14 protein-coding genes are annotated in these 15,295 nt (G+C 43.0%); 10 read left to right on the top strand and 4 right to left on the bottom strand.

Annotation, left to right across the window (positions count from 1 at the left end):
- Positions 1-62 precede the first annotated feature (62 nt).
- The 3 genes from B0187_RS02195 to apbC are packed head-to-tail and all read left to right on the top strand — an operon-like array spanning position 63 to position 3,460.
- Entirely contained in the window at positions 63-716 is a 654-nt protein-coding gene (locus B0187_RS02195; protein WP_078236235.1) for a YchE family NAAT transporter, read from the top strand.
- Between the two features lies 1 nt (position 717).
- Positions 718-2,379, top strand: a complete 1,662-nt coding sequence (locus tag B0187_RS02190; protein ID WP_078236234.1) for a peptide ABC transporter substrate-binding protein — start codon at positions 718-720, stop codon at positions 2,377-2,379.
- Positions 2,363-3,460, top strand: a complete 1,098-nt coding sequence (gene apbC, locus B0187_RS02185; protein ID WP_078236233.1) for an iron-sulfur cluster carrier protein ApbC — start codon at positions 2,363-2,365, stop codon at positions 3,458-3,460. The genes B0187_RS02190 and apbC overlap by 17 nt, the downstream gene beginning before the upstream one ends.
- 101 nt (positions 3,461-3,561) lie before the next feature.
- Here apbC and B0187_RS02180 read toward each other — a convergent pair whose 3' ends face one another.
- The 3 genes from B0187_RS02180 to exbB are packed head-to-tail and all read right to left on the bottom strand — an operon-like array spanning position 3,562 to position 5,368.
- Positions 3,562-4,488, bottom strand: a complete 927-nt coding sequence (locus B0187_RS02180) for an energy transducer TonB (RefSeq protein ID WP_078236232.1) — start codon at positions 4,486-4,488, stop codon at positions 3,562-3,564.
- 8 nt (positions 4,489-4,496) lie between these two features.
- Entirely contained in the window at positions 4,497-4,880 is a 384-nt protein-coding gene (gene exbD / locus B0187_RS02175) for a TonB system transport protein ExbD (protein ID WP_078236231.1), read from the bottom strand.
- Positions 4,881-4,915: 35 nt separating this feature from the next.
- On the bottom strand, positions 4,916-5,368 hold the full coding sequence (gene exbB, locus B0187_RS02170) for a TonB-system energizer ExbB (RefSeq protein WP_078236230.1): 453 nt from the start codon (positions 5,366-5,368) through the stop codon (positions 4,916-4,918).
- Positions 5,369-5,615: 247 nt separating this feature from the next.
- Here exbB and B0187_RS02165 point away from each other — a divergent pair, with 247 nt between their 5' ends.
- The 7 genes from B0187_RS02165 (at position 5,616) to B0187_RS02135 (ending at position 12,518) form a co-directional block, all read left to right on the top strand.
- A complete protein-coding gene (locus B0187_RS02165) occupies positions 5,616-7,295 on the top strand; it encodes a solute:sodium symporter family transporter (RefSeq protein ID WP_078236229.1) in 1,680 nt (559 codons plus the stop codon).
- Between the two features lie 3 nt (positions 7,296-7,298).
- Complete coding sequence (locus tag B0187_RS02160; protein WP_078236228.1) at positions 7,299-8,747, top strand: sulfatase family protein; 1,449 nt, start codon at positions 7,299-7,301, stop codon at positions 8,745-8,747.
- Between the two features lie 174 nt (positions 8,748-8,921).
- On the top strand, positions 8,922-9,521 hold the full coding sequence (locus tag B0187_RS02155) for a Crp/Fnr family transcriptional regulator (protein ID WP_078236282.1): 600 nt from the start codon (positions 8,922-8,924) through the stop codon (positions 9,519-9,521).
- Positions 9,522-9,543: 22 nt separating this feature from the next.
- Positions 9,544-10,686: an anaerobic sulfatase maturase gene (locus B0187_RS02150; protein WP_078236227.1), complete on the top strand. Its 1,143-nt coding sequence runs from the start codon at positions 9,544-9,546 to the stop codon at positions 10,684-10,686.
- A gap of 5 nt (positions 10,687-10,691) precedes the next feature.
- Positions 10,692-11,516 carry a D-hexose-6-phosphate mutarotase gene (locus B0187_RS02145; protein ID WP_078236226.1) on the top strand — a complete coding sequence of 275 codons (825 nt, stop codon included), beginning with the start codon at positions 10,692-10,694 and terminating at the stop codon, positions 11,514-11,516.
- Positions 11,517-11,775: 259 nt separating this feature from the next.
- Positions 11,776-12,105, top strand: coding sequence for a hypothetical protein (locus B0187_RS02140; RefSeq protein WP_078236225.1), 330 nt, complete (start codon positions 11,776-11,778; stop codon positions 12,103-12,105).
- Positions 12,106-12,248: 143 nt separating this feature from the next.
- The gene (locus B0187_RS02135; protein ID WP_078236224.1) at positions 12,249-12,518 is read left to right on the top strand and encodes a hypothetical protein; all 270 of its coding nucleotides are present in this window, start codon (positions 12,249-12,251) and stop codon (positions 12,516-12,518) included.
- Positions 12,519-12,662: 144 nt separating this feature from the next.
- Here the strand turns inward: B0187_RS02135 and adhE are convergent, their stop codons facing one another.
- Positions 12,663-15,278, bottom strand: a complete 2,616-nt coding sequence (adhE, locus tag B0187_RS02130; protein WP_078236223.1) for a bifunctional acetaldehyde-CoA/alcohol dehydrogenase — start codon at positions 15,276-15,278, stop codon at positions 12,663-12,665.
- Between the last annotated feature and the right edge of the window lie 17 nt (positions 15,279-15,295).

The raw sequence follows: 15,295 nt of genomic DNA, 5'->3' as shown, positions 1-15,295 counted from the left end.
TCTTAGCCGTTCCTCGCTATAATAAACGCCCTTTTGTCGGCTATTTTTGATGAGTTTTCAACGTGGATATTGTGATCAACTTCGCCATTTATTTGCAATTTTTTATCGGGCTGTTTGCTATCGTCAATCCCTTTGGCGGTTTGCCTATTTTTTTCAGTATGACAGCTCATCAATACGAAACAGAACGCAACCACACCAGCCTGATCACTTCGCTATCCATTGGGGTTATTTTATTAGTCAGCCTCTATTTTGGAAAATTTATCCTTGACGCATTTAGCATTTCGTTGAACTCGTTCCGTGTCGCGGGTGGCTTTTTGATTGTGAGCATTGCGATGACGATGATCAGCGGAAAACTCGGCGAACATAAACAAAATAAAGAAGAAAAAAACGAAGATGTGAAAGATTACGAAAACATCGGCGTGGTGCCGTTGGCGATGCCGATTATGGCAGGGCCGGGGGCAATCGGCTCAACCATTGTGTGGGGAACACGTTACAACAACTGGGTGGATTACATCGGGTTCAGCGTTGCCATTATTGTGTTTGCGATGATCTGTTACATTCTGTTCCGCTTTTCCGCCCCCCTCGTGAAAAAATTGGGTAAAACTGGCTCGAACGTGGTTACCCGTATTATGGGCTTGATCCTAATGGCGTTGGGGATTGAAATTATCGTGGCGGGATTGAGCAACCTTTTCCCAGGCTTAACTTCACTGAATTAAAATGATAAAACTCGGCTCACGTTTAACAATGCAAGCGGTAAGATTTGCGAAAATTTTGGCAAATCTCACCGCTTGCTGTCTGCTGATGTTGAGCCTTACGGGTTGCGAAAAATCCCTTGATCCACAAACTAGCGAAACTATCGTAACCCCACAAGTTGAACCACAAATTGAACAGCAAATCGAGCCAACCACCGAAACAGAAAGCCGTTCGCCGAAAATCCTCAATCGCGGGCTTTACGGCACGGCGTTTGAGCTTGATCCGCTGTTCGCCACCACTGCCGCCGACACCGCCCCGATCCGCGATCTTTTTATCGGCTTAATGCGATTTAACGTTACGGGCGAAATCGTACCTGGTATTGCGAGCGAATGGTTTACCGATGACGGCAAAACGTGGATTTTTATGCTGAACGAACTTGCTGAATGGTCGAACGGGCAACCCGTTACCGCCCAAGATTTTGTGGCGAGTTGGCAACGTTTAATCGATCCGAAAAATCGCTCGCCCCTCGCGGCTTATCTGATCCAAATGGGCTTGCTTAATGCGGAAAAAATCCAACGTGGCAAAATGCCGTTGGAAAATCTCGGCGTATCGGCATTCAACGCCCACACCTTGATTATTGATTTAGAACGCCCGAATTTTCAGCTTGCCAAAATGCTCGCCCATTCTGCCCTGCTTCCCACCTTTGAGGGCAAAACCCCAAACCCCGAGGGCGAATTTATCAGCAATGGCGATTACAAAATTGTGCAACGCAATCCGCACCAGCTAACCTTAAAAGCCCGCCAAGCAGAAACGGCTTTTCAGCAGGTCAATTATCATCTGCTCGATCCGCACAATAATAAAAACCCGAACGATCTAGATTTGCTGGAAAACCCCGAGCCAAAACAGAAGCAAAATATCGTCAATTTGCCTCGTTTATGCCGTTACAGCTACGAATTTAACTTTAAAGATCCGCTACTAAACCAAAAAGCCGTTCGCCAAGCGATTAAAACCGCCGTGATGTCCACCACCTTTCACGCTCGTTTTGGCAAACTCAATTTCAACGTGTTGCCCGACACCTTTGCGATTGAAAGTAACAACAAATCGCCGTCAATGCTGGTGGAACAGCTTTTAACCCAAGCGGGCGTTACCCCCGATGATCCGTTACGCCTCAATTTGAGCTATAACGAGCAACCGCTACATAACGCCGTGGCGGATCAACTGGTTCGCTCGCTAATGCAGTCGGATCTGTTTCGCATTATTCCCCAAATGCAAGATCCGCAAGCCCTTGAAATTCAACGGAAAAGATTCAAATTTCAGCTTATTCATTCCACTTTTTGTGCGGATTACCCCGATCCCGCCCAATTTTTGATGCCGTTTCATTCCAAAGATCCGAACAATTTTAACGGCTATCACAATAGTGAGCTGGATGAAAAACTGGAACGACTGACGTCAAAAGCCCTGACCGATGAAGATCGAGTAAAATTGATCCAACAGATCGTGCAACAGTTGCAAAATGATGTTGTCGTATTACCGTTATTCCAACTACAACGGCAGGTGATGGTCGATCCAAGCCTGACGGGCATTGAAAGCAGTAACCAGAGCGAAATTATTTATAGTCGAGATCTTTCTCGCCAAAAACCTGAACAACCAACCGAAATAGGAATTATCAATGAACCAACTGACTGAACAGCAACTTGCCGAGATTCGTGCAGTATTGCAAAACTTTTCGCACCCTACCCTCAAAAAAGATTTGATTGAGTTAAATGCCCTCAAAAAAGCGGAATTAGGGGCGGGGATTTTACGCCTTGAATTGACAATGCCCTTTGCGTGGAACAGCGGTTTTGAGGCTTTGCAGGCAGAAACCAGCGAAAAATTGAAACAGATCACCAATGCAAGCGGTGTGAAATGGGTGATAAATTACCAAATCGCCACCCTCAAACGTGCCAACAACCACCCTGCGGTAAACGGCGTGAAAAATATCATTGCGGTAACCTCTGGCAAAGGGGGGGTAGGGAAATCGACCACTGCGGTAAATCTTGCCCTCGCCCTCAAAGCCCAAGGGACGAAAGTGGGAATTTTAGATGCAGATATTTACGGCCCGTCCATTCCCCATATGTTAGGGGCGACCGACCAACGCCCAACCTCGCCAGACAATCAACACATCACCCCGATTGAAGTTTACGGCTTGCAATCCAATTCGATTGGTTACCTAATGGATGCCGACAACGCCACCATTTGGCGAGGCCCGATGGCGAGCAGTGCATTAAGCCAGTTGCTCAACGAAACTTGGTGGTATGAGTTGGATTATCTTGTGATCGATATGCCCCCAGGCACGGGCGATATTCAACTGACCCTTTCGCAGCAAATCCCTGTTACGGGGGCGTTGGTGGTTACCACCCCACAAGATATTGCTTTGCTTGATGCGGTCAAAGGCATCTCAATGTTCAAAAAAGTATCCGTGCCTGTTCTCGGCATTATCGAAAATATGAGCGTGCATATCTGCGAAAACTGCGGACACCACGAAACCATTTTCGGCACGGGCGGGGCAGAAAAAGTGGCGAAGAAATATGGCGTTGAAGTGCTAGGGCAACTGCCGTTACACATCCGCCTACGCCAAGACTTAGACGCAGGCACCCCAACGGTTGCCGTTGCCCCTGAACACGAAATCAGCCAAGCCTACGCCAAACTCGCCGCCCAAGTCGCCGCAGAACTCTACTGGCAAGGCAGCGTAATTCCGTCTGAAATTATGATCCGAGAGGTCAAATAACCAAAAAAATTAAGGGGAAATGGATACCTTTCCCCTTAACACTCCTATATAGACAAAAGTTTTAAAAATATAAAACTTTTGAAAACCTCACCGCTTGCAAGCTACTCAATTTCAAATTTTACTGGCACGGTAAATTGATTTTTTCCGTTTATTGGCGGTTCGTACATTGTGCTGTTGGCGATTTTAACTGCCGCAGCATCAAGCCCTGCCACACCAGATGAGGATATTACCGTGGCATTGGTGAGCTGTCCTGACGGTGAAACGGTAAAGCTGATCGTTACAATCCCTTGTTTCCGCATCATTTTTTCACGAGGCGGGTAATTAGATTTCGCCTTGCGAGCCAGTAGCCGTTGCAAGCCTTGAACATAGGCTGCGTAATTGTCGCCAGACGATGCTGCATTGGCATTGTTTGCCGTTTGGTTACCTGCGGAATTTGCCTTTGCAGTCGGATTGCCTGTCGCACTGCCCGTTGGTGATGTGCCACCTGCTTTGGCATTCGGCACGCCTGCTTGGGCTTTGATCCCTTGCGTTGCGTTTGGAATGGCTTTGGCGACAATGCCCTCTTTTGCCACAGTCCCCGTTTCGAGTGCCTTAATCGGTTTGGCTGGCTTTTCCGCTTTCACTTTTTCTTTCGGTTTTCCCAACGGTGGATCTTTTGGCTTCTCTTTCGGTTTATCCTTTGGCTTTTCCTTTGGTGGCTCTTTTGGTTTCTCTTTGAGTTTCGGTTTTTCTATTGGTTTTTCAAGCGGTTTTGGCATCACAACGGGTCCAGCCACAGGTTCTGGCTCTGCCGTTTTTTCGGGTTCAGGTTCAGGCTCGGGGGCGAGCGTTTCCTCTGGTTGTGGGGGGGCGACTGCCACTTGGGGCTGTTCCAAATTTGCCGCCAACATTTCCATTGAAATACTGGTAACGACTTCCTCGGGTGGCTTTTCCTGTGGTTGATTAATCACCCACCAAATCCCCGAAAAAACCGCCCCGTGCAGTAATAGCGAGGTTGCCAGCCCTGTGCGAGAGTTTTTCTTATTCATTGGCGATCCTATTTGGCGGCTTTTTTGGTAACGATTGCCACGTTTTTGATCTCATTGGTGGCGAGTAGATCGGTCAATTCCACAAATTTCTCAAACTTCACGGAACTATCCACTTTGAGGGTAACTTTTTGCGATTTGTCCCAGCTGGCGATTTCCGTGGCGAGTTGGGTTTTCTCAATCGGTTTATCGTTTAAAAAATATTCATTTTGCTCGTTAATGGTGAGCAATTTGGCGAGATCGTCCGCTTTCATCGCTTGGGTGGTGGTGGCTTGCGGAATGTTTACCTGAATTTTGCCCTGCGAAATAAAAGAGGCGGTAACCAGCACAATCGCCAACAACACCAACATAATGTCGATGAACGGAATGATGTTAATTTCGTCAAACTTTTTCATTTTTTGCCTCGTAAAATTTTGTGAAATCCGACCGCTTACACCGCCGTTTTACGAGCTTTGAGGGCTTGCCATTTGAGTTTACTTTCTTCGACTTTACGATTAAAACCGCTGTAAAACATCATCGCTGGAATGGCGACTAAAATCCCTGCCGCCGTAGCTTTCAAGGCAAGAGATAAATGCACCATAATGGACGCAGCATCAATGTCGCCCCCCGATTGACCGAGTTGATAAAAGGTTAAAAGAATGCCGATAACCGTGCCGAGCAAGCCAACGTAAGGGGCGTTCGCACCGATGGTGGAAATGGTGGTGAGGTTGCGAGTGGTGTCGATTTCCAGCTCTTCCACCGTTTGATAATTGCTTACGTTGAGCTGTTTGAAGAACATCACGCGTTCTACGATTTTCCAAACTAAAACCACGCTCATTAAAGCGAGCAATCCGAGAATGATGTAGTCGATGTACTGTTGCAAAAATTGGAATAACTGTTCCATAGTTTCCTCAATAAAAGTAAAAATGTTGTTGAAAATCGTTCGTAATTATAATGAAGTTTGGGGGGAATTGCTAGATGGGGTGGAAATAAGTTCTAGGGTTTGAGATGGCTTTTGATGACATTATTGACGATAATAAAAAATCTTTACTTATGACAAAGATCATAAATTTTCGGTTGTATATGTTTTATGCTCGCCCCGTACTGTGAGGTACTTAATGATTTAGTTGAATAAACATAAGGAGGGTAGTATGTTTCTCACTATAATCAGCTTTCTAATTGTAACGGGGCTTGTTGCGGGGATTTCGTGGTATAAAACCCGCAATGATGATTTAACCACATCTAAGGGCTATTTTTTGGCGGGACGAGGGTTAAGTGCGGTCGTGATCGGCTGTTCAATGGTCTTGACTTCTCTTTCCACTGAGCAACTTATTGGGGTGAATGCCAACTCTTACACGGGGAATTTCTCAATTATTGCTTGGACTGTTCAATCGGTGATCCCCCTCTGCTTCTTGGCACTTTATTTGTTACCGAAATACATTCGTAATGGATACACCACGATCCCAGAATTCTTTGAAAATCGTTTTGACCGTCAAACACGCTTAATTATGTCCACGCTTTTCTTAGTGTTCTATCTGTTTATTGTGATCCCAACCGCACTTTATACAGGGGCGATCGCTTTTAACAAAGTCTTTAATTTAGAAACGATTTTTGGGCTAAGTTATGGACAGGCGATTGTTTATACGGTGGTTGCGATTGGAATTGTGGGGGCAATTTATGCGATCTTTGGTGGGCTGAAAGCGGTTGCGGTTTCGGACACTTGGAATGCGATTATTTTGGTCATCGGGGCTTTGCTAGTGCCGATTTTTGCATTGAGCTATTTGGGATATGGCAGTATTTCTGCGGGATTGAAAATCATTACTACCACCCACGTTGAAAAATTCAATGCCATTGGTAGTGCAACTGATGCTGTGCCTTGGCCTGCGATGTTTACGGGAATTTTAATTGTAAACTTCTTCTACTGGACCACCAACCAAGCCATTGTGCAACGTGCATTGGGGGCAAGAGATTTAAAAGCGGGTCAAAAAGGTATTTTAATTGCGGCACTTTTCTTGCTGTTATTGCCAATTATTCTGAATTTACCTGGCTTGCTCAGTTTCCATATTTTAGGCGAAGGGCAAAAAATGGATGGTACTTATCCACAATTAGTGAATAAAGTGCTACCAACCGCATTACAAGGTTTCTTTGTTGCCGCCTTATTTGGGGCAGTGTTAAGTACGTTCAATTCATTTTTAAATTCTGCGGCAACTATTTTCTGTAAAGATTTATTGCCATCTATCAGTAAAAAACAACGTTCTGATTCAGAATTGATTTTATTAGCCAAAAAAGTGTCGGCAATAATGGCAGTAGTAACCATTATTATTGCCCCTTTATTGATGTATGGCACAGAAGGGATTTTCTTGCTGACAAAACGTTTTGCTGGCTTTGTGAATATTCCGATTGTGGCGTTATTTGCGGTGGGATTATTTAATAAAACCGTATCAGGCTTGGCAGCTCGCATTGCATTATTAGTACACGTTATCCTTTACTTCTGTATTGTTTGGGTTTTCCAAGTGAAATGGAATTTCGTTTATGTGATGGCATCGCTATTCGTCTTTGATGTAGTGTTAATGCTCGTATTAGGGCAATTCTTAAAACGTGCCACCCCATATCAAGAATCAACCGTGAATCATTCTGACGTTGATTTAAGCCATTGGGAATATGCGAAAGTAACGGTAATTTCACTCGTTTTAGGGTTAATCACACTTTACGCTGTTTTATCACCGCTTGGATTGGCTTCCCCAGAGGGAAATGCGACCTTAATTTTAGGTATTTATGCAGTGTTACAAGTGGCAACGATTATTTTGTTTGGTCGTCCAAAAAAAGGTTAGGCTATGAATAACATTATTTATATTCTGTTAGATCAGGTGCGAAAAGATATGTTGGGAACTTATGGGCATAAACTCGTTAAAACGCCCAACTTAGATCGACTCGCCAAAGATGGGATTCGATTTAACAACGCTTTTACGCCTGCTTCCGTCTGTGGCCCTGCCAGAACCTCGCTTTTTACTGGGTTAATGCCGTCTAGCCACGGCATTATCAAAAATGGGGAAAAAGGCGGGATTGGTGAAATTAGCCAAACATCGCCAAATATTGCCCGTTTAGAGGGATATAACACCTATGTTGTCGGCAAATGGCACGTTGGCACGAAATCCGTTCCCGAAGATTATGAGATTAAAGGGCATAATTTTGATGGTTATGGCTACCCTGGAAGTGGTGTGTACAAAAATTTGGTGTTTAATCAACCCCCAACCCATTCCAATCGCTATCGAGAATGGTTGCTCGAAAAAGGCTATGAAGCCCCCACGGTGAGTAAAGCCTATTTTGGCGATAATCCCCATTTGCGTACGCAAGAGCTATGTGGCTTGCTTTCGGGGACGAGGGAAGAAACGATTGAATACTTCATTATTGATGAAGCGAAACGTTATATCCAAGAATCGCTGAATGAGGGCAAACCATTTTTTGCGTGGATCAACTTTTGGGGGCCGCACACACCTTGCGTAGTGCCAGAGCCTTATTATTCAATGTATGATCCGAATCAGATCGTGCTAGATGAAAGTTTTTTCACACCGCTTGAAGGCAAACCAGGGCATTTCCGCACAATTTCTAAAATGTGGGGAATGTGGGAAGCCAGTGAAGATCGTTGGCGTGAGGTGATTTCTAAATTCTGGGGATACATCACGATGATCGACGATGCGATCGGCGAATTATTTGCTTTCTTAGAAGAAAATAATTTGTACGAAAATACTTTCCTTGTCGCCACCGCAGATCACGGCGATGCAATGGGCGCACATCGAATGATTGAGAAAGGTGAATTTATGTTTGAATCCACCTACAATATTCCGTTGATTATTAAAGATCCTCAGTCGAATCGGGTGAATCAGGAAGATGATAATCTGGTTTATTTACACGATCTCACCTCAACGGTTTACGATGTTGCAGAGCAAAAAATCCCCGAGGCTTTCCAAGGCGAAACGATTTTGCCGATCACTCGCCAAAATCAAGCTAATCAACGTAAAGGGGTTTTGGGGCAATTAGCTGGGCATTTTGTCTATTTTGAGCAACGAATGTGGCGGCGGAAAGATTATAAATTAGTGTTTAATGCCACGGATGTATGCGAACTTTACGATATTCGTCAAGATCCCGCAGAAATGCATAATTTATTTTATGACGACAATTATCGTGCGATCAAAAAAGAGATGTTAGAAGAAATGCGAGCCGAAATGCAACGCCTTAACGATCCCCTTGAAAATTGGGTATATCGAATTATCAACGAGATCTAGTTAAATTTCGATGGCATTTATTGACGCGACTCTCATTGCAAGTGTGATTGAAATCTGCTAACAATATCGGCTATGATGGTTAAAAAAGCGATCAAATTGTAACAAAATTGATCGCTTTTGATTTACCGATATGATTTAGCACCAAAATGTCTCACTGCAAAAGGATACGCGATGATGAATGAAAATCAGATTTATCCAGAATCTCTTAATGCTTGCAAATTAACCAATCTACACCGAATGTCAAAGGGGATGGTGGTTTATCAACAAGGGCAAACCGCACAAGGTTTCTACTTTATTAAGCAAGGATTAGTCGGGCTTTTTCATACCCTCGACAATGGTAAAGAGTGTTTAGCTCGCGTTGATAAACAGGGGGATTATTTTGGTTTTCGTACATTATTTGGACTGGGTGATTCACAATATCACTGTTGTGCAAAAGTGTTAATTGAGGCAGATATTATTCAAATTCGCCCCGATAATCTTGATAAATTTTGGGATCAAAATGTGGTGTTTAATAAAATGCTAATGCAAACATTGGCAAACGAATTAAAAGATGCGGAAGAACGATTGGCGAAAAGTGCGTATTTAAATACCCTCGATCGTATTGCGGATAGTTTACATTTTTTAACCACCAACTTCCCCCATTATAATTGGACTTATCGAGAAATTGCCGAATATGCAGGTTGTGAAACAGAAACCGCCATTCGGATGAGTAAAAAATTAAAACAGAATCATTTATTTAATGATGTTTTACCACGACAAAGAAAAAAAGAGTGATATTGTTTTTTAAGGAATAAAAATGTCATTTTCCAACGCTAAAACTTCTTTTCATTTAATGGCAAAAGCAAGTAGTTTTCATTGTAATATTCAGTGTGAGTACTGTTTTTATTTGGAAAAAGAACAACATTTTGGCAAACAAACGCCTTTTATGTCGTTGGACACCTTAAAAAATTATATCAAAAATTATATTGAATCACATTCAGAAAATCGGGTGGAATTTGCGTGGCAAGGGGGCGAACCGACCTTATTAGGCTTAGATTTTTTTAAACAAGCGGTACGTTTTCAACAAATTTTTGCTAATGGCAAAACTATCACCAATGCTTTTCAAACCAATGGGATCGCATTAAATCGGCAGTGGGTCGAATTTTTTAAACAGCACCAATTTTTGATTGGGCTATCCATTGACGGGCTAAGCGCCGTGCATAATCGTTATCGAATTACCCAACAAGGGCAACCCACCTTTGAACGGGTGCTAAAATCCCTTGAACTGTTAAAGCAGTATCAGGTGGATTTCAATACACTGACGGTCATCAATGATCAAAATTGGCAAAAAGGCAAACAAACTTACCTTGCATTGAAAGAGCTGGGTTCTACTTTTATGCAGTTTATTCCTATTGTTGAACAGAAGAGCGAGACGGAAATGCAACCATTTTCCGTACCACCCGAAGGATACGGGCGATTTTTAATTGATGTTTTTAATGAGTGGAAAAAGCAAGATATTGGGCGTATTTTTGTCTTGGAATTTGATAATTTATTAGGGCAATGGCTAGGGTATCCGTCTAGCAGTTGTGTGCATCAGCCTACTTGCGGAAAATCGCTGGTGGTGGAAGCCAATGGTGATGTGTATAGTTGCGATCATTTTGTTTATCCCGATTATCAGCTAGGTAATTTAAATCAGCAATCTTTAACAGAATTAGTACTTTCTTCCTCACAAAAAAAATTTGGTAATGCAAAATTTAACCAATTAACGCAAACTTGCCTACAATGTGAATTTAAAACATTATGCTATGGCGGTTGCCCCAAACATCGTATTGTTAAATTGCCAAATGAATCGTTTAAACATAATTATTTGTGTGCTTCTTATCGTTATTTTTATCAACATACTTCTAACGATATGAAAAAAATGAGCCAACAAATCCGAACAGGGCAATCTTTTTATTAACCACTATGCTAAAAATTACTCATATTAAATCTCTCACCCCAGAGCTGAATTTATTTCACTATAATGACATTCCTGTATTAGTCATTAAACATTCCGTGGGCGAGGCAAAAATTGCTTTGCAGGGGGCACAATTATTAAGTTGGAAGCCCCAAAAAGCCAAGCACGATATATTATGGCTGAGCAACATCGCCTCTTTTCAACGAGGCACCGCAATTCGTGGTGGTATTCCCCTTTGCTATCCTTGGTTTGGCGGTATTCAGCAACCCGCTCACGGCACCGCACGCCTTGATTTATGGGCATTAAATGATTATAAAGTGAACGAAAATAGTGTCTGGTTGCAATTTCATTATCTTAATCAGCAAAATCAACGACAAGCCCAATTAGAAATCAATTTTACGCAAGATTGTGAATTAACTTTCACCCATTATGGCGAAAAGCTGGCACAAGCGGTGCTACATAGCTATTTTAGAGTGGGCGATATTCATCAAGTGGAAGTAACCCATTTACCTCAGCAGGGTTTGAACTGTGTTACGCAACAGCAAGAAAATTATCCTTCATCACGAAAAATTGATCAGCATATTGATTGTGTCTATTCGATCCCACCCTCACACAAGCAAAACCGCATTGTGGATGACAGTTTAAAACGCCAAATTATGCTTGAACAGCAAGGGGCGAGTAATTTGGTGTTATGGAATCCGTGGCATAAAGCAATGAGCGATATGACCCCTAATGACTACCAACAGATGATTTGCCTTGAAACGGGAAGTATCGACCGCCCATTACAAAACGGCGAAAGTATTGTTTTACGATTGGCATTACTCGCTGATTAAATAAACAAGCGGGTGGTTTAAGAAAAGATAACTTATCCTTAGAAAGTAATTTAAGGATTATTTTGAGATAGTTGAGTAAAAACACAAGCAAGGAAGAACACAAAAATGCTAGGAATTGTTATTTAGGACGTTTTGCTAGTGGGTTTAATTTTTAACCACCTTATCGTTGTGCAAGGCACCCCAGTATACTGGGGTGTGTTATATCTTGACAGATATAACACATATCCCCCCTGCAAAATAAATTTAGGAGTATGATTTTATGAAAATTAAACAACTTATTTTAGCATCTTTTTTAGTGATGCCGTCAATTGCGAGTGCAGCAGACACTGTTTTTTCTTGTATTACTAAAAATAATAAGATGATTTCAGTTTTGAAATCAGGCAATGATTATATTTATTCTTTTGGTAAAGTAGGTTCAAATACCAAAGAACTTACTTTTAAAAACCCTATTTCACAAATTATAGGGCGTGAGCAAAGTCAGCATTCTATTGGTACTGGATATACAAATACATCATTAGAAATGGTAAATGGAAAGTATTCTTATGTTATTTATACATCTAGTGCTATTAGGGGGGATTCTGATGGATAGTCATCAGGTGTTCTTGTATTAAAAAATGGTAAACAATTGGCTGATGTTGAATGTAATAAGAACAAGCCTATTAATACTAATTTTGACTATGAATTATTAAGAGGATTCTAATTATTATTTACTGTATTATTGAGGATTTAAAAATGAAAACTTTAATTCCATTCGTTACTTTATTAACGTTGTTTACTTCTACTACTTTTGCAAGTGAAGCAAAACAACCTCTTAAACCAAGTAAGAAAACAGCAAATTACTGCATAGAAGCAATGGGGCAAGATGCTAGTGCAACTAAGGCGGGTAGAGCTTGTGAAAAACTTTATGTAGAATGTAAAGCAAAACAATCTAAACAATGTAAAGAATTTATCAAGCAACTGGATAAATTACAAGCAGAAATTTCATCAGAGTATGATAATTAGTACAGATGAATTTTAATATAAACCGCCTAAAATGGCGGTTTTTTATATTCAATATAAAAATGCCTATACAGCACGTTGCTATATAGGCACAAAATAGATATTTTACACTTGGTTAAATTTTTATCCCTTTGATTTTAAAAGAAATTATTTCCCATAATAGGCTTTTGTCATAATCTCTTCCATATCTTCCACCATTGCCAAGCGTGGGTTGGCAGGGGTGCATTGGTCTTCAAAGGCGTGTAGGGCGAGTTCGCGGCGGGCAGCGAGGAAGGCTTGTTCATCGACACCTTGATCACGCAGGGACATTTTCACCCCACAACGCACGGCGAGATCGTGTACTGCTTTCGCGTAAGATTCCACCGCTTCCGCTGGGGTTGAGGCAGGTAAGCCTAAGGTACGGGCGATATCTTGGAAGCGAACATCCGCCACATAGTGATTGTATTTCGGCCACGTTGCCACTTTGGTTGGGCGAGTGCCGTTATAGCGAATGACGTGCGGTAGCAAAATCGCATTGGTGCGACCGTGTACGGTGTGGAATTTGCCGCCGATTTTGTGAGCCATTGAGTGGCAGATGCCTAAGAATGCATTGGCGAATGCCATTCCCGCCATTGTTGAGGCGTTGTGCATTTTTTCGCGAGCCACTTCATCGAACTCTTTCACTGATTTTTCAAGGTTTTCAAACACTAATTTGATCGCTTGTAGGGCTAAACCGTCCGTGTAGTCGTTTGCCAAGATTGAGGTGTAAGCCTCAGTGGCGTGGGTTAAAACGTCTAAGCCCGTATCCGCCGCAACGTGAGCTGGCACGCTCATAACAAGGGCGGGATCAACAATCGCCACCGTTGGGGTAAGTGAGTAGTCCGCAAGCGGGTACTTAATATCGCCGTCTGTAATTACGGCAAATGGCGTGACTTCTGAACCCGTACCCGAAGTGGTTGGAATACCGACAAATTTCGCTTTGCGACCTAATTGTGGGAATTTGAACGCACGTTTGCGAATGTCCATAAATTTCTGCACCAAATCACGGAAATCCACTTCTGGCTGTTCATAGAATAACCACATAATTTTCGCCGCGTCCATTGGCGAGCCACCGCCGAGGGCGATAATGGTATCAGGCTGGAAGCTACGCATTAGCTCTGTGCCTCTTTCCACCGTTTGTAAACTTGGGTTTGGCTCAACATCGGTAAAGAGTTGAATCATCACTTTGTTACGGCGTTGGCGAAGTTGGTCGGTAATGCGATCCACAAAGCCGAGATCCACCATTGAGCGGTCGGTTACAATCATCACTTTATGCACATCGTGCATTGATTTTAGATATTGAATCGAATCACGCTCAAAGTAGATTTTTGATGGCACTTTAAACCATTGCATATTATTTCTCCGTCTGCCCACACGTTTGATGTTGATTAAATTCACGGCACTCACGTTGTTGCCGACTGAGTTTTTACCGTAAGAGCCACAACCTAAGGTCAAGGACGGTAAGAAAGAATTATACACATCGCCGATACCACCAAAGGTTGACGGAGAGTTCCAAATCACACGAATGGCTTTGACACGTTCGCCAAATTCTTTGGCGAGATCTTTATTTTGGGTGTGAATCGCCGCGGAATGTCCTAAGCCGTGGAAATTGACCATTGCTTCGGCAAGGGCGAGACCATTTTCGGTTGAATCTGATTTAAGCAAGGCAAGCACTGGCGAGAGTTTTTCTCGGGTAAGAGGTTCGGCTTCGCCCACTTCGCTACATTCGGCTAATAAAATGTTGGTTTTGGCTGGCACAGAAAAGCCCGCTTGTTCGGCAATCCACGCCGCAGGTTTACCCACCACCGCTGAATTGAGTTTTGCCCCAGAACAGCTTGCTTTGTCGGCTTTATCCACCCCGAAAATATATTTTTCGAGCAAGGCTTTCTCTTTTTTATTAACGAGATAAACGCCGTAAGATTGCATCTCTTTCACAAACTCGGCGTAGATTTCTTTATCCACAATCGCCGCCTGTTCAGAGGCACAAATCATCCCGTTATCGAAAGATTTCGACATTACAATATCGTAAACCGCTTGTTTCACGTTGGCAGTTTTTTCCACATAGGCTGGCACGTTTCCTGCCCCTACGCCAAGGGCGGGTTTACCGCAAGAGTAAGCCGCCTCAACCATTGCGTTACCGCCCGTAGCAAGAATGGTGGCGATGCCTGAATGTTTCATTAACGCCGATGTGCCTTCCATTGACGGAGTTTGAATCCATTGTACACAATGTTCTGGCGCGCCTGCGGCGACCGCTGCTTCATACACGATTTGCGCCGCGTGGGCAGAACATTGTTGAGCAGACGGGTGGAACGCAAACACAATCGGGTTGCGGGTTTTGAGGGCGATTAACGCTTTGAAAATGGTGGTTGAAGTTGGGTTGGTGGTTGGGGTAATGCCACAAATCACGCCAACGGGATCGGCAATTTCGGTAATGCCTGTTACATCATCTTCGCTAATCACACCAGCAGTTTTGAGATGACGCATATTGTTTACCACATATTCGCACGCAAACAGGTTTTTGGTGGCTTTGTCTTCAAACACACCACGCCCCGTTTCTTCCACGGCGTGTAACGCTAATACACCGTGTTTATCAAGGGCGGCGACTGAGGCTTTCGCCACAATGTAATCGACCTGCTCTTGGTTTAGCTCGCGGAATTTTTCCAACGCTTTTAAACCGTTCTCAACCAGTTGATTCACTTCGGCTTGTGCATCATAGGGTTGTGCATTTTTTGGATTGTTTGCCATAAGGACTTCCTCTTAAT

The organism is Haemophilus paracuniculus, from assembly GCF_002015115.1.
GTDB classification, from domain to species: domain Bacteria; phylum Pseudomonadota; class Gammaproteobacteria; order Enterobacterales; family Pasteurellaceae; genus Haemophilus_E; species Haemophilus_E paracuniculus.
This window is presented reverse-complemented; position numbering and strand designations above follow the sequence as displayed.

What these genes read in the sequence shown, in the direction of transcription:
- B0187_RS02190 (WP_078236234.1), top strand. Translation starts at nt 718, where the DNA reads ATGATAAAACTCGGCTCACGTTTAACAATGCAAGCGGTAAGATTTGCG.
- apbC (WP_078236233.1), top strand. Translation starts at nt 2,363, where the DNA reads ATGAACCAACTGACTGAACAGCAACTTGCCGAGATTCGTGCAGTATTG.
- B0187_RS02180 (WP_078236232.1), bottom strand. Translation starts at nt 4,488, where the DNA reads ATGAATAAGAAAAACTCTCGCACAGGGCTGGCAACCTCGCTATTACTG.
- exbD (WP_078236231.1), bottom strand. Translation starts at nt 4,880, where the DNA reads ATGAAAAAGTTTGACGAAATTAACATCATTCCGTTCATCGACATTATG.
- exbB (WP_078236230.1), bottom strand. Translation starts at nt 5,368, where the DNA reads ATGGAACAGTTATTCCAATTTTTGCAACAGTACATCGACTACATCATT.
- B0187_RS02165 (WP_078236229.1), top strand. Translation starts at nt 5,616, where the DNA reads ATGTTTCTCACTATAATCAGCTTTCTAATTGTAACGGGGCTTGTTGCG.
- B0187_RS02160 (WP_078236228.1), top strand. Translation starts at nt 7,299, where the DNA reads ATGAATAACATTATTTATATTCTGTTAGATCAGGTGCGAAAAGATATG.
- B0187_RS02155 (WP_078236282.1), top strand. Translation starts at nt 8,922, where the DNA reads ATGAATGAAAATCAGATTTATCCAGAATCTCTTAATGCTTGCAAATTA.
- B0187_RS02150 (WP_078236227.1), top strand. Translation starts at nt 9,544, where the DNA reads ATGTCATTTTCCAACGCTAAAACTTCTTTTCATTTAATGGCAAAAGCA.
- B0187_RS02145 (WP_078236226.1), top strand. Translation starts at nt 10,692, where the DNA reads ATGCTAAAAATTACTCATATTAAATCTCTCACCCCAGAGCTGAATTTA.
- B0187_RS02140 (WP_078236225.1), top strand. Translation starts at nt 11,776, where the DNA reads ATGAAAATTAAACAACTTATTTTAGCATCTTTTTTAGTGATGCCGTCA.
- B0187_RS02135 (WP_078236224.1), top strand. Translation starts at nt 12,249, where the DNA reads ATGAAAACTTTAATTCCATTCGTTACTTTATTAACGTTGTTTACTTCT.
- adhE (WP_078236223.1), bottom strand. Translation starts at nt 15,278, where the DNA reads ATGGCAAACAATCCAAAAAATGCACAACCCTATGATGCACAAGCCGAA.